Here is a 16289-nt window from a genome sequence, read left to right on the forward strand (position 1 = left end):
CGATACAAAGATGGATGTGAGGAGGAATAGGCTCAATGAGAACCTTTTTAATGATGAGCGTCATTGTTGTATTTCTAATTTCAATGTTTGCAGGCGGCTATGAAGGGAACCCACATAAATCATAATAGAGGTGAAAGCCGGGTGCGCCCGGTTTCTTCTTCGTGTATGTATGCAACAAGGGGTGAGAGGAGGAAAGACAGGTGGCATTCCAGACAGACACAATCATTCTTCTCATTGCAATTTTGTTTATTGCCGGTGTATTGACAGCAAAGTTTTCAACACGGCTCGGTGTACCTGCACTTGTCCTGTTTATCCTCGTTGGTATGGTGATAGGTAGTGATGGGTTTAATATTGTAAATGTTGATTTTGAACAAGCAAAATATGCCCAGTTTGTTGGAATGTTTGCATTGGTCGTTATTTTATTTGAAGGTGGTTTACAAACAAAGTGGGCAACTGTAAAGTCAGTTGCGCTCCCGTCTTTGTCATTAGCGACAGTAGGCGTTTTATTCACATCAACAATTGTAGCTGTGGCAGCAAAATATGTGTTAGGTGTTGGTTGGCTGGAAGCGCTTTTATTTGGTGCAATTGTTGGATCAACGGACGCAGCAGCAGTATTTGCTGTGTTAAAAGAGCAAAATATAAAAACACGTTTAGGTGCGACGTTAGAAGCCGAATCTGGAACGAACGATCCAATGGCGGTTTTTTTGACACTATCATTAATTCAGCTGATTACAATTAGCCATACAAATATATTTTTACTGCTCGGTTCATTCGTGTGGCAAATGGGTCTAGGATTGTTACTCGGTTTTCTGTTCGGTAAGCTGGCTTCTTACGCAATTAATCAGATCAATTTGGATTCAAGTGGATTGTATCCAGTATTTGCTTTGGCGTTTGCGTTACTTACATATGGTGTCACAGCGTTAGTCGGTGCAAGTGGCTTACTTGCTGTATACGTGGCAGCGCTTATTATCGGTAATCAAGATTTGACGTATCGGCACTCTATTTTCCGTTTTAATGAAGGATTTGCCTGGATGATGCAAATGCTGATGTTTATCATCTTAGGATTACTTGTATTCCCAACACAATTATTTGAGCTGAATATCTTTATTAAAGGAATGGTCTTGTCACTTATTTTGATGGTCGTTGCACGTCCAATCGCTGTATTTTTGTCCATGTTTGGGATGAAATTTCGCTGGAAAGAAAAGTTATTCTTGTCGTGGGCTGGACTGAGAGGCGCTGTGCCAATTGTGTTGGCGACGTTTCCGGTCATTGCAGAGCTTGAACATAGTCAATTGTTTTTTAATGTCGTTTTTTTCGTCGTACTGACATCAACGCTCATTCAAGGTTCAACGATTTCATATGTTGCAAAAAAGCTGCAGTTAACGGAGCCGCAAAAGCCCACACCGCTACATTCGTTAGAGCTTGTTTCAATTGGAAAAACCAATGTTGAGATTGTGGAATTAGAGATGAAAGAAGATACACCAGTCATTGGTAAAACATTAGAGGAGATTACGTTACCAAAAGGAGCACTTGTCAATGCAATTATTCGGTCCGAACAGTTAATTGCACCTTACGGACAGACAACCATTCAAGAAAAGGATATTTTATATGTGCTTGTACCGAAGAAGCGGAAAAAGCAGTTGAAACAAGTGTTTCGAGCAGTAGAAAAGGGTGAAGATGTTTAACTGAATATGAACATGACGTCGTTTCAAGTGAACAAATGTTTATCTATTGGAATTCACATTTTCTTGGGGCGACGTCTTTTTTTGTGTGAGTAAAATGAGGAACATCGGCTGTATCAGATCACACGCATGCTCGTTGCTTTTCGTGCATATCGTTAAGTAATCTCGCTTATACGAGGACGGAGGTACGCGCAATGGATATTTTAAAAAAAATTGAGGACTATCGTGCTGAGGAAGAGAGCTTGCAATGGGAAGGAACATTTTCTGACTACTTACAATTAGTGAAGGAAAAGCCATGGGTTGCGCAGACGGCGCATTCACGCGTGTACAACATGATTAAAGACGCTGGCGTGACAGAAGAAAATGGGCACAAGACATATCATTTTTTTAAGGATGCGATTTATGGTTTAGAGGACGCACTTGAAAAATTGGTTGAGGAGTACTTTCATTCTGCTGCCAAACGGTTAGATGTGCGTAAACGTATTTTATTGTTGATGGGTCCAGTAAGTGGTGGGAAGTCAACGCTTGTGACGATGTTAAAGCGGGGGTTAGAGCGTTACTCTCGTACTGATGAAGGTGCGGTATATGCAATTAAAGATTGCCCAATGAACGAAGACCCGCTTCATTTGATCCCTCTTCATTTGCGTAAAGATTTTCAGGAAGAGTACGGGATTCGCATCGAAGGAAATTTGTCGCCACTGAACATGATGCGCTTGGAAACAGAGTATGGGGGGCGTATTGAAGATGTAATGGTGAAGCGAATATTTTTCTCTGAAGATAAAAGAACTGGGATTGGTACGTTTTCACCATCTGATCCAAAATCACAAGACATTGCCGATCTGACTGGGAGTATTGATTTTTCAACAATTGCTGAGTTCGGATCAGAATCAGATCCACGCGCATATCGTTTTGATGGGGAACTAAATAAAGCGAACCGTGGGATGATGGAGTTTCAAGAGATGTTAAAATGCGATGAGAAGTTTTTGTGGCATCTACTATCCTTGACGCAGGAAGGAAACTTTAAAGCCGGAAGATTCGCGCTAATTTCGGCGGATGAAATGATTCTTGCCCACACAAACGAATCGGAGTATCAGTCATTCATTGCGAATAAAAAGAACGAGGCACTTCATTCGCGCATTATTGTAATGAAGGTGCCGTACAACTTACGTGTGTGTGAAGAAGAGCGCATTTATCAGAAAATGATTGCCGATAGCGATTTGGCTCATGTCCATATTGCACCTCACGCGTTACGAATTGCGGCAATTTTTACGGTGTTAACGCGTCTGAAGGAGTCCCATCGGTCTGGAATGGACTTAGTGAAAAAGATGAAGTTGTACGACGGTGAAGAAGTAGAAGGGTTTAATAGCCAAGATGTAAAAGAATTGAAAGAAGAATTTAATGATGAAGGAATGAGCGGAATAGACCCACGTTATGTCATTAACCGCATTTCATCAGCAATTATTCGCAAGCAAATGACGTCCATTAATGCGCTAGATGTGTTGCGTTCAATAAAGGAGGGGCTGGATGCGCATGCATCTATCTCAAAAGAAGATAAAGAGCGTTATATGGATTATATTACAATTGCCCGTAAAGAGTATGATTTAATTGCGAAAGAAGAAGTTCAAAAAGCATTTGTGTATTCTTACGACGAGTCAGCGAAGACGTTGATGGAAAATTATTTGGATAATGTGGAGGCTTATTGTAACAAAAATAAATTACGTGACCCATTGACAGGGGAAGAGATGCTACCAGATGAGAAATTAATGCGGTCGATTGAGGAACAAATTGGCATCTCAGAAAATGCGAAGAAAGCTTTCAGAGAAGAAATCTTGATTCGAATTTCTGCTTATGCACGGAAAGGGAAGAAATTTGACTATCATTCTCATGAACGATTACGAGAAGCGATTCAAAAGAAATTGTTTGCCGATTTAAAAGATGTTGTCAAAATTACCACATCAGTCCAAACCCCAGATGAATCACAATTAAAGAAAATGAACGATGTGATTGCTCGCTTAATAGATGAGCATGGTTACAACTCTGTGTCAGCAAATGAATTATTACGGTATGTGGGCTCGTTACTAAATCGCTAATGAAGTACGCGGTCTCATTGTTTGGGATCGCTTCTTCTTGTTCTTTTCTAGAAAAAGTGATACGTTATATAGGACATTGTTGTTATAAAAATAAGAGATATATAGGAAAGCGAGGAACACTTGTGGCAGAGAAAAAATCAGAGTTTTGGGGCTGGATAAGAGCAATTATTGTTGCAGTCATTGTCACACTTGTCATTCAAACATTTGTGATCACAAGTTTTGTGGTAAGTGGTGAGTCAATGGAACCGACGACTTACAATGGTGAGCGATTTATTGTGAATAAATTAAGCTATCGACTTGGCGAGCCTGAGCGGTTTGACTTAATTGTTTTTAAAGCAGACGAAAACGCAGATTATATTAAACGCGTGATTGGACTGCCAGGTGATACGATTCGCTATGAAGATGATGTGCTGTATGTAAATGACGAAGCAGTACCGGAGCCTTTTTTAGAAGAAGTTGTTGCGGCGAATGGATCAGATTGGGCGTACACCGAAGACTATGAACTAAGCGGAGAAGTTCCAGAAGGATATGTATTTGTCCTTGGTGATAATCGAAATAATAGTTTAGATAGCCGGAGGATTGGTCCGGTAAAAATGGACGACATTATTGGCAAAGTTGGTTTACGTTTTTGGCCGTTGAATAAAATGGGGTTCATGGAATAGATAAGAGAAAGTAGGGGTTGCTGTGGCAACAGTGAAGGCAGAATTATGGAGTTGGCTAAAGGTTATTATGGTTGCGCTCCTCTTGACGTTTGTCATTCGCACATTTATTATGACGAGCACAACGGTAAAAGGAGTATCAATGGAGCCGACTGCGTCAACCGGAGACCGCATCTTTGTCAATCAAGCGACGTATTATTTCGGTGAACCTGAACGTTTTGATGTGATCGTCTTTAAAGCAAGTGAAGACGCAGATTATATTAAGAGAGTCATTGGCCTCCCTGGTGACATCATTCGTTATGAAGATGACGTATTGTATGTAAATGATGAAGCGATACCGGAACCTTTTTTAGCGGAGGCACGTGCATCGATGGTGCATGGGCGTTTGTATACAACTGATTATGTATCACATACAGTCGTACCAGAAGGGTATGTATTTGTCCTCGGAGACAATCGTCGGAAAAGCTCTGACAGTCGACAGCTTGGATTTATTGATATGAACGATATTATTGGTAAAGCTGGCTTGCGCTTTTGGCCACTAGACAAAATGGGATTTATGGAATAAAGATGTTGATCGAAAGTCTGTCGCCTATGTAGACAGGCTTTTTTCATGTCAATAGGCTTGTCCTCGAGAAACTTTTTGGCAACTATTACTCTTGTCTTACATAGGATAAGGAAAACAGGACTACATGTTTTTTTATAGCCAATGTAGTGTATGAAAGGTGCGCAAAAAGGGTGACTTAAATTTCTCAAATCCAAGTCTTTGGGAGGGAAAAGCGTGGAAGAAACGAACAGTCGGCAATATGTCGTGTCACAGGAAAACTGGTCCCTCCATCGTAAGGGGTATCAAGATCAGCGCCGTCATCAAGATAAAGTTCAAGAAGCGATTAAGAAAAATTTGCCTGACTTAGTGAGTGAAGAAAATATTGTGATGTCAAATGGACGTGATGTGGTTCGTATCCCCATTCGTTCTTTAGATGAATACAAAATTCGGTACAATTATGATAAAAATAAACATGCTGGACAAGGACAAGGTGACAGCAAGGTTGGAGACGTTGTTGCGCGTGATCCAAATGGTGCCAAGCAACCTGGCGCTGGAAAAGGAAGTGGCGCAGGAGATCAAGCGGGTGAGGAGTATTATGAAGCCGTTGTATCGATTGTGGAGTTAGAAGAGATGTTGTTCTCAGAGTTAGAATTACCGAATCTACAAAAAAAGGAAGAAGATGCATTCATTGTAGAAGATATTTCCTTTAATGATATTCGTAAAAAAGGATTAATGGGCAATGTCGACAAACGGAGAACAATTTTAGCAGCAATCAAACGAAATGCATTAGCAGGAAATGCAGGAATTATGCCTATTTATAATGATGACTTACGTTTTAAGACGTGGACAGAAACGATTCGACCGGAGTCTAAAGCAGTGGTCATTGCAATGATGGACACAAGCGGCTCAATGGGGCGATTTGAGAAATATATGGCACGCAGCTTCTTTTTTTGGATGACCCGTTTTTTACGTACGAAATATGAGACAGTTGACATCGAATTTATCGCACATCATACAGAGGCAAAAGTAGTTAGTGAGGAAGACTTCTTTTCAAAAGGAGAAAGTGGCGGGACGATTTGTTCCTCTGCCTATCGGCGGGCGCTGGAATTAATTGATGAAAAATATCATCCTAATGCTTATAATATTTATCCATTCCATTTTTCAGACGGTGACAACTTGACGTCAGATAACGGTCGTTGCCTAGATCTTGTAGGAAAGCTGATGGACCGATCAAACTTGTTTGGCTACGGGGAAGTTAACCGGTATTCGCGTCATTCCACCTTAATGGGTGCTTATAAAAACATTAGCGATTCTCGCTTCATGCACTATATTTTGAAAGAAAAAGGCGATGTGTACCATGCGATGCGTCATTTTTTCAGAAAAGGAGCGATGGAGGAGCAAATAGTGGAGAAATAAACAAAAGGGGCTCTCGGAGCCCCTTTACTAATGAACGGTAATCGTTAAAATTAGTGTAAACCAGCTTTCTCCTCTTCGTGTCCAGTTTACGACATAGTCATATGTGCCATCGTTTTTTATATCCACCTGGATAAAGTGATCAGACTCTGTAATTTTGTATTTATTGAGGAAATCATAGTTGTAGTAAGATGCATAGGCATTTACACGTAATTTTGTGTTCTCTTCATAAGCGTAAGGCGCTCTCTTTTGATGCTCACGTACATACCAGTGTGTGCCAAGAGGCGTAGGATGGGCTGCCCATGTATGAAGAGAAGAGTCTTTATGACTGATCGTTGTACCGTGATCGTACCATGAAAAATTTAAGGTAGAACGCGCTAAATTGATGCCGATAAGGTCTCTCGTGGTCGCACTCACCCAACCGGTGTGGTAAGGAGCATGAATATGTGGTGGTTCCGTGTGACTTGCTTCTTGTGGTTCAACAGTGTAGGTGCCAGCTGTCCGATCAATATGAACTTGATAAGAGGCTGTCACGTCGTTTGCTTTTTTTGATCCGCGTACGATCAGTCGGTCACCTTCAGGATGAGGCTCTAACACCACTTCTGTGAACGGGCTTACAGTGTGTGGCTCTAACGTGTGTCGGTCTTGGGCATCTGCGTGCGCTTTCATAAAGAGAAACATAAAAAACATCAAGAAAACGGTACGAGCGAGCGGTTTCAAATGCATATGGAGCCTCCTGTGTCATTTGACTTGAGTATTTATTTTATAAAGAATATGCAGTTCTTGGAGCTGGTAGTATCACTGGAGCGGCAGCTTGTTTCAATCTTTTATGGAGTATTTTTGAGGTGATTTGATGCACAAAGTTTTGGCGATCTTAATTTTAGGAATGGGCTTAATTGGTGCCATTTTAATTATCTCGGTCGCACTGTTATTTGAGTCTCCAATAGAAAACATGTTGAAGATGGTGATTACTACTTCAGTAGCTTTTGTTATATTCTTTTTCTTAGCTTTAGTATTTCGTTGGCGGTTAGATAGAAAAAGAGAGTAATATATATTTTTTTTGGAGTGACCCTGGGATCATGGTTTTTTTATCATCGCCAATGACGATCATTTATATTACAGAGCTTCAGCAAGCGATACAAAAACTACTGTTGCTTACTTTTCATGGGAGTATTGTTATGACTTCCGCAGCAAGCGTGATCCAATTCGTCATGCGCCAAGTATACGATGATATAGGAAGTAGGCTGTTCAAAAGATCAGGACAGCTTTTCCTGTTTTTCAAACGACACATCATCCACTCAAATCTGATACCAAAGTTGATCGTAGCGCAAGCGGTTATATCTGTTAATCTCAACGCCTTGAAGGCGGTGATCGGCTTCAATATGGACATGGGTTTTCCGATCATACAAAAAGATAATGTCGTAGTGATCGAGTAAAAAGCGCTCGAGTAGGCGCATTTTTTGGTACGCTTCTTTCGTAGAGGCGCTCATGAAAATATCATTAAGTAGTGCATCAACGTGCAGGCGTGTGGTGGTTGGTAATGTCGTGTAAATGAAACTCGTTTTGTCAGTAACAAAGTTTAACATCGAGGCGAGGCGATCTTCTCCTAGTCCAATTCCAGCAATAATTAAATCTGCTTGAGACATATAGGAAGGGTGTGTGAGATCGTTAATATCGACAATGTCGGTATGTAAGTCGATACCCAAAGGCTTTAACGCTTTTTTCAATACACTTGATTCATATCCTAAGTGGGCGTTGTGACTCAAGCATGTGGATATAAGCTTCAGTGACTTCCCAACAAAGCCTTGATCTGAAAACCATTTCCGCGCTTTCTCGATGTGACTTTTTTGCCGTAATGGACCGGTGGCAGGAGAGCGCTCAAAGAAGCTATCGGGAAACCAAACATTGTAATGCGGGTGATCCGCAAATAGTGCTTCACGGTCTAAGGCATAGGATAGCATTTTCGGAAATTCTGGATGTGTGTGCCAGCCTTGTTTTTGGCGATTGACAACAAGGTATGTACCCCCAATTTCTGTATCGTGCCAATCATAATGTTTCATGTGCTTTGTGTCCTCTCGAACAATCCGATAATCGACTTGGCGATGACCACGCTTGTGATTTGGGATATGATACAACTCAATTTGGTCTAGTTGTGGCCTTAAACCGAAATAATAATTAAAAGCAGATAGTTGTATATAGCCATCGTGATGAGCATCAACTTGGTAAGGACCTGTACCAATTGGATGATGTTGAAATCGATCAGGGTCTTTTCCATAAGAGGTAGTAGAAATGATTCGCGCCCGGTTTCCGGTAAATACGTGCGGGAACAATCGATTTGTTTGGCATAGGTGAATCGTCATTATGTAGTCAGAATGGATTTCAATGGTTGAAATCATCTGCAGCATATCGTTCAACCAGCCAGTGGTAAAGGTTTTTTGCCAAAGGGTGATATTTTCCTTTACAATATGCGTGGTAAGACGGCTCCCGTCATGGAAAAGTACACCTTTACGTAAATAAAAGTGCCACACCCGACCGTTTTCTTTCTCTGTGAAATGGTGTAGTAGTTCGTAATCGAAAGTGTGGCTATCATGATTATAACGCAATAGGCGATTAAAAATGTGTTCCCCTAAATGTCCTTCGTGTCGGGTGATCGTGTACATAGGATTCAATGTGTCGATCGGAAAGTAATAAGGATAACAGAGTTTGTCAATGCTATCGCTCTCTGTATTTGCTGTTCGCCAATGAAATTGTTTTTCTAGCCACTGAATAAATGATTGTTGTAAAGGGGCTTCCTCCATGAGTTGTAGCGCATGTTTAATGTTGCCTTGTTCAATGTATTGGCGAATGATCGTTTCGTAGAGTGCTTCTTTAGAAAGGTTTAAGGAAAGTTTCGAGGGGTTGCCTCTCCCTGATCCAGGAAGCCATGTAATCCACTGTGCTTGTTGTAGTTGTTTCAAAATCATTTTGGTGTGTCGGATCGAACGTTTCATCGTTGTTGCGATGTCGCGTATGTAAACGTCGTGAGAGGATGGGCCCCACTTGTTTAATAAGGTGAGATAATGATCATGCAATTTCATCGTGATCGGCTCCTTTGGAAAAAAGGTGTGTATTTTAATATGAAAAAATAAGTTCTTTTTCTCTCCTTTTTTCTTTTGTATCATAAAATGACAAGAAATGCGAGTTTATGAGACAAAAGGAGACAAAAAATGGGACAACGTCAATATTTACAGACAGAAGAGAAAGTGCCATCTTTATGGAAAAACCGTTCTTTTTTGCTTCTATGGGGGAGCGGAGCAAGTGCAGCGATTGGTTTACAAATTTACACGATTGTCATTCCTTTACTTGTGTATGAGATGTCTCAAAGCGCACTGGCAATGAGTAGTATGAGGGTAATGGAGTTTTTGCCAAATGTATTACTCGGTATGGTTGCAGGAGTGATCGTCGATCGGTTGCGGCGGAAGCGGGTCATGATCGTGATGATCGGTGTTCAGTGGTTGGTATTATGTGTGTTATTGTCACTGTTGTGGACAGATTCACTTGGATTATGGATGTTATTTATACTCGGGTTCCTCTTTTCAAGTTCTGGTTACTTTATTGGTAATGCCTCTCATTCTGCATTGCCACAAATGATTGACAGGACGCAATTAACAGAAGCAAATGCAAAAATGAGCTTTATAGATACGCTTATTCGCATGATTGGTCCTGGTATCGCGGGCGTCGTTTTAGCAGCAACGTCGTTTTTGGGCACATTGTCGATCCAATTTGTGTTCGTGACGTTGTCGTTTGTGGCGGTTTTATTGATGCATTTTCCTGAAGTAAAACATGTGCAAAAAAAGCAAAGTTTTTGGGCAGATATGAAGGAAGGGGTACGCGAATTATTCGGGAATCGTACATTGTTGACTCCTACAGTGGCGGTGATTTTTCAAAACTTTGCTTCGAGTATGGTGTTAGGTGTGCTCATCTTTTTTGCGGTCGATGTCCTGGGTTCGTCAGAGACAGAGGTTGGACTCATGTTTAGTGTTAGTGCGATCGGTGGCCTATTAGGCGCACTTGTCGTGAAACGGATGACAGATAAGTTTCCTCGGGGGAAAGTGTATACGTATGTAATGTTAGGAGAAGTAATTGGATATGTTGTCCTTCTCGTGGCAGGTACATGGTGGGTCATTGGTATCTCACTTGCAATCCGAACTTTTTTTATTACGATTTCCAACGTCGTTTATTTCTCAATTAGACAAGAATTCACCCCTAATCATTTGCTTGGACGGGTGTCTGGTACATCTTCTATGTTAATGAAACTGATGCTGCCAGCCGGATTGCTTGCGGCCGGACTTTGGGCAGAATATTTTTCTGTGCGCATTTTGTTTGTGGTGACGCTGGTGTTATGCTTGGTCATTTTTCTTGTGATGTTGAGAACAAATTTTTATCGGACAGTACGTTAATTTAAAAGGTGCCACTCCAACTCATGTGGAGTAGCACCTTTTTTATATTGTTATTTCCGGTTAGGAAACATCCGTTGAATCATCTTGTCAAATTCATCAAAGAAGCCTTCAATCGGTTCACCTTGTTCAATCATTTCAGCATAACTGCCGAAATGATCTAACACATCTGGGTTGGCAGAGACATAGACATTTTCAATTGTCGTGTCTACTTCTCTTACTTGGTCAGCGACTGCTTGTTCGATCTCTTCAGTGACTTCTTGATCTTTTTCACCTTTTAGCATGACGCCAACGTAAGCGTTATTTTCAGTAACGAAAACGCTAGCGCGCTCAACGGTTTCAAGGTCAGTGACTTTGTCGGCAATCGCATCTGCAAATCTTAAATCATGCGTTGTTGTGTCATCTGTATCATCTGTGGCATTTTGATTATTGCCGCACCCAGTTAACGTAAGAAGGATGACCGCCAATAGCGCGCCGATATATCGTGAAAGTTTCATTTTACATTCCCTCCAAAGTGTAGTGATGATTTACACTATTAACGTGACCTTCCTCGTTCCAAATTATACATTTATTGCTAAAAACACCCCGAAATGAGAGATGCTCATTTTGGGGTGTAGGCAACTTAATTTCTTTTTGCGACAGGACGATGCTCTTTTTGTTCTAAAGTGGATGAAGAAATTTTATTTGCGATGTACATGTCATACCACATGATAAAGCATAGGGCAGTCCATAATTTTCGGCTATAATCGGCTTTGCCGTCTCGGTGGTCTGCTAGCATGCGTAGTAAAAATGGTTTATGGAATACGTCATCTTCACTCGATTGGATTAGCTGCTTGGCCCAATCGTATAGTTCATTTTTCAACCAGACCCGAATTGGAACAGGGAAGCCTAGTTTTTTACGAGGGACGATGGATGCAGGGATGATCTCTTTTACTGCTTCACGAAGGACGTATTTCGTCGTTTTATTGGCTAGTTTCACATCGCGTTCAAGTGTGCTTGCAAGTGCAAACACTTCTTTATCAAGAAATGGCACACGGAGCTCGAGTGAATGCGCCATTGTCATACGGTCAGCTTTGACGAGAATGTCACCAGATAGCCACGTATGCATATCAACAAACTGCATCTTTGTTGAGTCGTTGTAGTTGCGCGCTAAGTGATACAATGGTGCTGTCGCATGTGTGTAAGAGATAGACGGATCATAATGCTTGAATAACGCTTCTTTCTCTTCTTCTGAGAAGATGAAGGCATTACCGATATACCGTTCTTCAATAGGTGTGGTGCCACGAATAAAATAGTTACGCCCCTTTACCGAAGGAGGTAGCTTGCGTGCCAACCGATTGATCATTGGCTGTAGACGAGTCGGGATCTTTTTAAACCAAGCTAAGTCCAGTGGCTCACGGTAAATGTTGTAACCACCAAAAAGTTCATCTGCCCCTTCGCCTGAAAGAACGACAGTGACATGTTTTTTTGCTTCTCTTGCCACAAAATACAACGGCACAGCAGCGGGGTCGGCGACGGGTTCATCCATATGCCAAATGATGTTTGGTAATTCAGCAACGAACTCATCGGCAGTAATGACTTTATGGAAGTGATTGACACCGAGCGATGCAGCTGTTTGCTTGGCGATATCAATTTCACTATACCCTTCTGTTTCAAAGCCGACAGTAAAGGTTTTCAAGTCAGGATGAAGCTCCTTGGCGAGCGCAACAATTGTTGTGGAATCAATGCCACTTGATAAAAATGCACCGACAGGTACATCGGCCCTCATATGCTTTTCCACTGAGTCACGCAAAACATCGACGGTTTTTTTTGCAAGCGATTCAATTGATTGCCCTTGTTGCTCTGAAAAAGCATGTTTGCTGTAAGGGGTGATGGTCATAGAGAGATCGCGTTTCATGGTCAATGTGTGTCCTGGTAAGAGCTTATGTATGTGCTCAGTCAATGTGTTTGGTTCAGGCACAAATTGAAATGTTGCGTAATGTTGCAATGATGTTTGATTCAACTTTTTATGCGCAACGATGGGCATAATCGACTTTTGTTCAGAGGCGAAGTAAAAGCGTTCATCTGTGTGAAGATAATAAAATGGTTTAATGCCAAATCTGTCCCGAGCACAAAACAATGTTTCTGTTTCTGTATCCCAAATAGCAAACGCAAACATGCCGCGTAATTTTTCAACGGCTGCTTCTCCATATGCAGCATATAGCGCCAGTAAAACTTCAGTATCTGAATCAGTGGCAAATGTATAGCCATCTGCAGTTAATTCTTCTCTCAATTCGATGTAGTTATAAATTTCGCCATTAAAGATAATATGATAGCGCGCTTGCGCATAAGACAACGGTTGTTTTCCTTGTTCCAAGTCAATGATACTTAAACGCTTGAAGCCGAGTCTCACACGCCCATCGATATATTCTCCTGTATCGTCTGGACCACGATGATGAATGGATTCAAGCGATTGCGTCCACAATTCTTCTGGGACATGGGTGCCGACTGTTTTCAGCATTTCTCCTACAAAACCACACATAAAAAGGTAACCTCCACTTAAGGTGAAATAATTTGTGAGTTTATCGTACCGAAACGAAAGGTTATTGTCAACAAATGACACTTTGTCGATTTGTATGTAAAAAAACATGAAAAATTCAATGATATTAAGGACGATGAATTTAGGGCATTGTACATTTAAGTAGTTGATGAAGTGTGTAGGAGGAACAGATGGATAACCATTTCAAAAATAAATTGCTACATAAGAAAAATGAGGAACTATTACAAGGCGGAGGACAGGCACGTCAACAGAAACAACGTGCTTCTGGAAAAGCGCTTGCTCGCGCGCGTATTGATGCGTTGGTTGATAAAGATAGTTTTACCGAGTGTTTACGGTTTGTAACGGGTGAGGCAGCGATATTAGGTGATGGGGTAATAATTGGGTATGCGACAATCATGGGGCGCCTTGTTTGCTTATATGCACAAGATTTCACAGTATGTGGCGGGACAGTTGGAAAAAAACATGCAGAAAAGATTGTGACCATTCTTGAGATGGCTGTGAAGTTAAAAGCGCCGCTCATTGGTTTGATTGATTCAGGGGGTGCCCGTATTCAAGAAGGGGTTGAAGCGCTTCACGGTTACGGACAAATTTTTCGAAAGCAAGTTCAATACTCCGGTGTGATTCCGCAATTGTCGGTCATACTTGGTCCATGTGCAGGTGGTGCAGTGTACTCACCAGCGTTAACGGACGTCATTTTTATGGTCGAAAAAATAAGTCACATGTTTGTGACAGGTCCAAAAGTGTTGGCAGCTGTGACAGGGAGTGATGTTGACATGGAATCCCTTGGCGGTGCGCGTATGCATGCAACACAAAGCGGCAATGTTCACGTAACGGCGAAAAATGAAGCAGCATTGTTTAAGGAAGTCCGAGCCTTCCTTTCCTATATGCCAACGGGAAAAGAAATACCTTGTCATAAGCATATGGACAAAGTAGCTTCTTTAGCACATGTTTTGCCTATCAACGAAATGTCCGTTTATGACGTGAGAGAAGTGATTCAATTGTTAGCCGATCGGCAATCATTTATGGAATTATCGTCTTGCTTTGCTAGAAATTTAGTGACAGGGTTTATCCGTCTTAACGAACAGACGGTTGGGGTGGTTGCGAATAACCCAAAGCATTTGGCAGGGGGAATTGATGTGGATGCAAGCGACAAATGCGCCCGTTTTGTTCGCTTCTGTGACTGTTACCGAATTCCATTGTTAGTTTTAGAGGATGTATGTGGGTTTATTCCAGGGACGGAACAGGAACAGCGGGGACTCATTCGCCACGGGGCAAAGGTTATTTACGCGTTTGCAGAAGCGACTGTGCCAAAGATTACAGTCATTTTGAGAAAAGCATACGGTGGCGCATTTGTGGCACTAAATAGTAAGGCGCTAGGTGCAGATTTTGTTTTCTCTTGGCCGACAGCAGAAATGGCTGTAATGGGTGCAGATGGGGCTAAGTCAGTCATTAACACTGAGTCGCGAGAAACAGAGGATACGCCAGTGCCAACCGCTTTTTTAGCAGCAGAGAAGGGCATCATTGATGATATTATTGAGCCAGAAACGACGAGGGCGCGCCTCATTGATGCATATGCCGTGTTGGCATGTAAAAAAATTGCTGCGTATCCTCACGGAAACATGCCACTTTAAAATAAGAAAAGATAACTTTTTCCTCATTGAAAAGCAATCTACTTTCATCCTTGTTTAAACCTGTGATACGATAAAGAGGAGATTGAATGAAAGCAGGTTGGTATCGATGATCGTTGTGTCAGAAGGGTGGTTTCAAACGGGTCTTATTCTACTCATGTGTTTGCTGCTTGCAGGAAGTTTGATCATCGTGAGGCGAAAACTGCGACGTTCAAAAAAACAAGTTGCAGGGAAGAAAGAAGCAGCGGCGACATTTCTCACGTGTGTCATGGTTGTCACACTATATTTTGCGATTTCCCTCTCTTTCCCGCGTGCTTTTTACGCTGATTTGTTGCTTTCAGAGTCAAAAACACAATTAATTACGCGTGAATCAATGAGGTACATGAGTTTTTCACCTGTATTCAAGTTGTATGTGATTGAGCGCGGACCAATCATTAGACCAGCTCAAGAAATGTCAGTGAGTATTGAAACAAACGATTATACACCGCTGTATACATATGCGAAAAAATATGAACATATTGTTCGAAGTGACCAATCGATCGATATGCAAGCGTATGTGGATGCAGTTATCGTTCCTGAATTGGCAAAATTAGATGATGAGTCGCTCACATTGACAGAATTAAAGACGGCGTTGCCACACCACACGTTTACATTTATTGAAAATATGGATGTAGAAGGAGGAGACGGAGATGAGTAAGTCTAAAGATGGGATTGTGCAAGTATCTACTGATGGATTAAAGGAATTAATGCAAAACCCGGATCGAGACATTGTATTGATCGATGTACGTGAGGTTGACGAGTATGAAGAAGGGCACATTCCCGGCGTACCGTTGATCCCCATGAGTGTCATCGAGCATCATGTTGCTCATATGGAACAAGAAAAGAGTTATGTGCTCATTTGTCGGAGTGGTGGTCGCAGCCAACGAACGGCACAGTTTATGAAAGAAAAAGGGTTTGCTGATGTGCGGAATTATGATGGGGGCATGCTTGCGTGGGATGGAGAGCAAGCTATCGGCGCTGAACGTGTTATTGTGGAAACAGAAGAGTTGTATCAGTAGTTTGTTCTTAATAAATTCGGATATAATGGGAGGAGTGTATGCACTTGAATAAGAAGTGTATAGTCATAGCAGCAACTGTCGCTGGTATGGTAGCCGGGACGATCGCCGTGTATTTAAAAAATGGAAAGTTATGTGCACCATGTGCACGTACAAGTAAACAGCAAAGCTTCACGTTAGGACACCCAGTTGGTTCCTATGAAGACAAGAAGTGATCTCGTAAACGATTGATGAGTGAGGTCA

Annotated in this window: 15 protein-coding genes; 11 read left to right on the plus strand and 4 right to left on the minus strand. The window is 41.7% G+C overall.

Annotated elements, in window-relative coordinates:
- Positions 1–200 precede the first annotated feature (200 nt).
- From BLT29_RS00690 to yhbH, 5 genes are all read left to right on the plus strand, one after another.
- Positions 201–1685 carry a potassium/proton antiporter gene (locus BLT29_RS00690; protein ID WP_090774386.1) on the plus strand — a complete coding sequence of 495 codons (1485 nt, stop codon included), beginning with the start codon at positions 201–203 and terminating at the stop codon, positions 1683–1685.
- Positions 1686–1876: 191 nt separating this feature from the next.
- Positions 1877–3772: a PrkA family serine protein kinase gene (locus BLT29_RS00695; RefSeq protein ID WP_090774387.1), complete on the plus strand. Its 1896-nt coding sequence runs from the start codon at positions 1877–1879 to the stop codon at positions 3770–3772.
- Between the two features lie 122 nt (positions 3773–3894).
- Positions 3895–4434, plus strand: a complete 540-nt coding sequence (gene lepB, locus BLT29_RS00700; protein ID WP_090774388.1) for a signal peptidase I — start codon at positions 3895–3897, stop codon at positions 4432–4434.
- A gap of 22 nt (positions 4435–4456) precedes the next feature.
- On the plus strand, positions 4457–4996 hold the full coding sequence (lepB, locus tag BLT29_RS00705; protein WP_245700959.1) for a signal peptidase I: 540 nt from the start codon (positions 4457–4459) through the stop codon (positions 4994–4996).
- A 213-nt stretch (positions 4997–5209) separates the two neighbouring features.
- Positions 5210–6391 (plus strand): sporulation protein YhbH, encoded by a 1182-nt coding sequence (gene yhbH, locus BLT29_RS00710; RefSeq protein WP_090774389.1) that lies wholly within the window; start codon positions 5210–5212, stop codon positions 6389–6391.
- 27 nt (positions 6392–6418) lie between these two features.
- Here the strand turns inward: yhbH and BLT29_RS00715 are convergent, their stop codons facing one another.
- The gene (locus tag BLT29_RS00715; RefSeq protein ID WP_090774390.1) at positions 6419–7114 is read right to left on the minus strand and encodes a hypothetical protein; all 696 of its coding nucleotides are present in this window, start codon (positions 7112–7114) and stop codon (positions 6419–6421) included.
- Between the two features lie 127 nt (positions 7115–7241).
- Here BLT29_RS00715 and BLT29_RS00720 point away from each other — a divergent pair, with 127 nt between their 5' ends.
- Positions 7242–7436 carry a hypothetical protein gene (locus BLT29_RS00720; protein ID WP_090774391.1) on the plus strand — a complete coding sequence of 65 codons (195 nt, stop codon included), beginning with the start codon at positions 7242–7244 and terminating at the stop codon, positions 7434–7436.
- A 250-nt stretch (positions 7437–7686) separates the two neighbouring features.
- Here BLT29_RS00720 and BLT29_RS00725 read toward each other — a convergent pair whose 3' ends face one another.
- Complete coding sequence (locus tag BLT29_RS00725) at positions 7687–9465, minus strand: ABC transporter substrate-binding protein (RefSeq protein ID WP_176763721.1); 1779 nt, start codon at positions 9463–9465, stop codon at positions 7687–7689.
- A 129-nt stretch (positions 9466–9594) separates the two neighbouring features.
- On the opposite strand from BLT29_RS00725, the gene BLT29_RS00730 reads away from it, so the two are divergent.
- Positions 9595–10827, plus strand: coding sequence for an MFS transporter (locus BLT29_RS00730; RefSeq protein ID WP_090774393.1), 1233 nt, complete (start codon positions 9595–9597; stop codon positions 10825–10827).
- A gap of 50 nt (positions 10828–10877) precedes the next feature.
- Here BLT29_RS00730 and BLT29_RS00735 read toward each other — a convergent pair whose 3' ends face one another.
- Both BLT29_RS00735 and asnB read right to left on the minus strand, forming a co-directional pair.
- Positions 10878–11321: a YhcN/YlaJ family sporulation lipoprotein gene (locus BLT29_RS00735; protein WP_090774394.1), complete on the minus strand. Its 444-nt coding sequence runs from the start codon at positions 11319–11321 to the stop codon at positions 10878–10880.
- Between the two features lie 125 nt (positions 11322–11446).
- Positions 11447–13345, minus strand: coding sequence for an asparagine synthase (glutamine-hydrolyzing) (asnB, locus tag BLT29_RS00740; protein ID WP_090774395.1), 1899 nt, complete (start codon positions 13343–13345; stop codon positions 11447–11449).
- A 188-nt stretch (positions 13346–13533) separates the two neighbouring features.
- Between asnB and BLT29_RS00745 the strand changes: the two genes are divergently transcribed.
- The 4 genes from BLT29_RS00745 to BLT29_RS13220 all read left to right on the plus strand — a co-directional run bounded on the left by BLT29_RS00745 (position 13534) and on the right by BLT29_RS13220 (position 16261).
- The gene (locus tag BLT29_RS00745) at positions 13534–14994 is read left to right on the plus strand and encodes an acyl-CoA carboxylase subunit beta (protein WP_090774396.1); all 1461 of its coding nucleotides are present in this window, start codon (positions 13534–13536) and stop codon (positions 14992–14994) included.
- A gap of 82 nt (positions 14995–15076) precedes the next feature.
- Entirely contained in the window at positions 15077–15688 is a 612-nt protein-coding gene (locus tag BLT29_RS00750) for a hypothetical protein (protein WP_141769822.1), read from the plus strand.
- Positions 15681–16049, plus strand: coding sequence for a rhodanese-like domain-containing protein (locus tag BLT29_RS00755; RefSeq protein WP_090774398.1), 369 nt, complete (start codon positions 15681–15683; stop codon positions 16047–16049). Before BLT29_RS00750 ends, BLT29_RS00755 begins: the two co-directional genes overlap by 8 nt.
- A gap of 44 nt (positions 16050–16093) precedes the next feature.
- Positions 16094–16261: a hypothetical protein gene (locus BLT29_RS13220; protein ID WP_176763722.1), complete on the plus strand. Its 168-nt coding sequence runs from the start codon at positions 16094–16096 to the stop codon at positions 16259–16261.
- The last annotated feature ends 28 nt before the right edge of the window (positions 16262–16289 follow it).

It is taken from the genome of Shouchella lonarensis (assembly GCF_900096965.1).
GTDB classification, from domain to species: Bacteria; Bacillota; Bacilli; order Bacillales; family Bacillaceae_D; genus Shouchella; species Shouchella lonarensis.